The following is a 3,857-nucleotide window of genomic DNA, read 5'->3' on the forward strand; positions in this document are numbered from 1 at the left end:
CGCCCGCGGGGGGCTCGGCGTCCTCGGGGACCTCCGTGGCGTCCGCCTCGGCGTCGAGGGAGGCCGCCACCTGGGCCTGGTGGAGGTCCTTGGAGTAGCTGCGCACGTCGTCCCGGGCCGACCACGCCGTGGTGGGCGGGGCCGTACGCACCTCGTCGAAGAGCGGGAAGTCCGGGCGCTCCTCCTCAGGCCGCTCCACGGGCTCCTCGGGCTCCACCGGGTCCTTGGGCGTGGGCTCGGCCACCACGGTGACCAGGCGCCCCTCCTGCCCCCCGCCGTAGTCGATGGGCACGGTGCCCTGCAGCGTGGGGACCTCGCCCCAGAGGGCCTCGAGGAAGCTCTCGGCCATGGCCGGCCTGACCGTGCCCTTGGCGGAGACCGCGGTGGTGACGCCCACCACGAGGGCCTCGCGGGCGCGGGTGAGGGCGACGTAGAGCAGGCGCGCGGCCTCCCGCACCTCGGCGTCGGTCTCGCACTCCTCCAGCCGGCGGCGCCACTGGAGGCCGGTGCGCGGCTCCCCCTCCGGCTCCCCGAGGAGCTTGGCCGCCGCCTCGGCCGGCGATCCCTTCTCGGCCTTGGGCTTCAGGGAGAGGCGCACCTCGGACCCCTCGCGGCTGGTCACGAGGTTCTGCCTGCTCTGGCNGTGGGGGTCGTCGAAGACGCNCGCCACGGCCACCACGGGGAACTCCAGGCCCTTGGAGGAGTGGACCGTCATCACGCGCACGGCATCGGTCTCCTCGCCCGAGAGGGCGCCGGGACCCTCCTTGGCGCTCGCGAGCCAGTCGCCGAAGACCTTGGCCGCGCGGGAGAAGCCCAGCCCCGCGTCGTCCACGAGCCGGCGAATGTGCCGCACGGCGGAGAGCACGTTGGCCGCTCGGGAGCGGCCAACGACCCCCTCGCGCTCCAGGCGGGGGAGCCAGCCCGACTCCGTGCACACGGCCAGCACGGTGTCGGCCACGCCGGTGTAGCCCATGCGGCGGCGCGCCAACTCCATGACCCTGAGGGCCTGGGCCAGGCGCGGGCCGGGGCGCTCCCCCAGCACGCGCTCGGCGCCCTCGGGTCCGGCGAGCAGGCCCTCCACGAGGCCGGCGGACGAGCCGCCGCGGGCCAGGAGCACGAGGTCGTCGTCGCCCAGGGAGAAGATGGGGCCNTNGAGCACCNGGNGGAGCCCCCGCTGGGTGTCGCGCGNGTTGGNGAGGGCCCAGAGCAGCGCCTGCACCTGCTGCACCTCCATGGNCGAGGCGAAGGTGGAGCCGCCGGCCACCACGGCCTCGAGGCCGTGGTCGCGCAGGGCCCGGAGGTAGGGGTCGGCGACGTTGAGGCCGCGGAGCAGGAGCGCCATGTCGCCGGGGCGCACGCCCTGCTTTGCGAGCTCCTGCAGGCGGTTGGCCACCTGCTCGGCGTTCCGGGCNACGAGGACNTCCTTGGTGGCCTGCTTGAACCCCTTCTCGGCCGGGGGCGCCTGGGTGTGCTCCACCATGATGCGGGGCATGTCGCGGGCGGCGTAGCCGTCGGGGCGGCCGGGGAAGGCCTCGAGGTCCATGAATCCGGGGAGGATCTCGGAGTCGCCGAGGGCGCGGCTCACGAACCGCAGGATGTCGTCGTGGCTGCGGAAGTTGCGGTCCATGCGCACCACCCGGGAGGCCCGCTCGCGGGCCAGGTCGTACTGCTCGACGTCCGCGCCGCGGAACCGGTAGATGGACTGCTGGCGGTCGCCCACGAAGCACAGGCGGCTCTCGTCGGGCGCCAGCAGGCTCACGATGCGGAGCTGCTGGGAGTCCGTGTCCTGGAACTCGTCGATCATGACGAGCTCGAAGGTGCCCTGGAACCGCTCCTTGACCACAGGGTGCTCCGAGAGGCCCTTGAGGGCCAGGCGCAGGAGGTCGCCGTTGTCCAGGGCGCCGCGCTCGCGCTTGACGGCGCGGTACCGCCCGTCGATGGCGCGGGCGAGGTCCATGAGCGGGCCCTCCAGCCGGCGGATGCGGGAGTAGGAGCCCTCGAGGACCAGGGCAGCCACGGCCTCCTTGGCGTCGGCGAGGAGGTCCAGGGCGTCCTTGGCCTTGATGAACGTGCCGCTGGGCAGCACGACCGACGCCTCCAGACCGTCCCAGGCGTCGGCCGGGGCGCCGGCCTCCAACCAGGCGGTCAGGGCCTGGGAGGTGCGCGCGAGGTCGGCCTTGTGCTCCATGCCCTTGGCCCCCTTCTTGGGCACCCAGGCGTCGAGCAGGGCGTCCAGCGCCGCCACGGCGCGGCGGGCCAAGGGGCCGAGCTCGGCGTCGCCCCCCTTGAAGGCCACGGCGTCGAACCCCTCGGGGCTCTCGTTGGCCTTCTTGGTGATGAGCTCGGCCATCTCGGGGGCGGACATGGGCCGGTTGAACCCGCGGCGGCGCTGAGCCACGCCGGACTCCGAGGCGGCATCGAACGAGTCGCCGAAGGTGGCGAAGAGCTCGGTGTAGCGGGGGTCGCCGCGCACCTCGAGGAGCACATCGGAGACGGCGCGNCTGCGCAGGTACTGCTCCTCGTTGTCGGCGATCACGGTGAAGGCCGGGTCGATGCCCAGCTCGAGGGCCGAGGAGCGCAGGNTGCGCTCGCACATGCCGTGGATGGTGGATATCCAGGCGCGGTCCACGGCCAGGGCCTCNTCGTGGAGGCCGCGGGCCATGAGCTCGGCGCGCACGCGTTCGCGGATCTCTGACGCGGCCTTGTTGGTGAACGTGATCACGAGGGCGTTCTCGATGGACGAGAGCGGCGCCCTCCCCGTGGCCCGGTCGGGCTCCAGGGCATGGGCCAGGCGCTGCACCAGGGTGAACGTCTTGCCCGNGCCTGCGCCCGCCTCCACGAAGAGCTCCTCGTCAAGGGTCTCGACGATGGTTCGCTGGGGTCCGTCGAGCTCGATCATCGGTCGATCCTCTTCTCGCAGGCGACGGCGGGGCAGCCCATGCAGGCCCACCGGTCGCGGGGTCGGGGTTCCACGTGGCCGGCGGCCATGGAGGCCACCGCCTCGGCGGCGACCTCCTCGGCGCGGGCGAGCACGTCCTCGAAGGACGCGGCCGCCACGTGGTCGGGGGTGACGACATTGGGGGTCTTGCCGCGGTACGCGCCCTCCATGGACTCGGCGAAGCCGCGCTCGGCCATGCCCCCTACCCCGGGGTCGTCGCCCGTGGTGAGGTAGACGGCGGCCACGGGGTCCAGGCCGGGCGCCACCTGGGGCAGCACACGGGCGTAGAGCAGGGCCTGGATGTTACCCGGCACCCAGGAGGAGAGGTCGTCGGCGGCCTCTGGGCGGTAGCGGGAGCCGNCGGAGTTGCCGCTCTTGTAGTCGATGACCGCGGCACGGCCCCTCGCGTCCACGTCCACGCGGTCGATGGTGCCGCGCANCCGCACGCCGGCGTAGGTCACCGGGTCCTGGCCCGGGTTGCCGAAGGTCTGCTCGNACAGCCGCGGCGTGAAGCCGACGAAGGAGCCCTNGTTGNGGTCGAGCGTGGCCAGGAGCTGGTCCTTGAGGTGGCGCACCTGGCTCTCCTCGCTCACGGAGTGGGGCATGAAGCCGGCGGCCGGCCCCTGGCCCGTGGGCGCGGAGGCCACGGCCCCGTCGAAGACGCGCGAGAGGACGTCGCCGGCGAGCCCCCGCTCGAAGGACCCCTGGGCCTGGAGCTCGCGGCCGGTGCGCTCGAGCACGCCGTGGGCGAAGCTGCCGCGGTCGAGGCCCGAGAAGTCCGCGTCGAGGCGGTCGGCCGGCACGGCGCGCTCGAGGAACCAGCGGCGGGGGCAGCCGAGGTAGGTCTCGAGGTCGGTGGCCGACACCACCGGGACGTCGCCGGCGACGTCCCGGTGGTGTCGACCACCGACCTCGAGAC

2 protein-coding genes are annotated in these 3,857 nt (G+C 73.8%); both read right to left on the reverse strand.

Annotated features, from left to right (window positions below; all coding sequences use genetic code 11):
* Nucleotides 1–2,899 (reverse strand): exodeoxyribonuclease V subunit beta (locus JX283_RS07890; protein ID WP_204830087.1); only part of this gene is annotated, 2,899 nt, incomplete at its 3' end.
* The coding region (locus tag JX283_RS07895) for a PD-(D/E)XK nuclease family protein (protein WP_204830088.1) at nucleotides 2,896–3,857 on the reverse strand (962 nt) is incomplete at its 5' end. The genes JX283_RS07895 and JX283_RS07890, both read right to left, overlap by 4 nt.

Origin of the sequence: Olsenella sp. CU969 (assembly GCF_905219715.1) — a bacterium.
In the GTDB taxonomy this organism is placed as follows: Bacteria; Actinomycetota; Coriobacteriia; order Coriobacteriales; family Atopobiaceae; genus Granulimonas; species Granulimonas faecalis.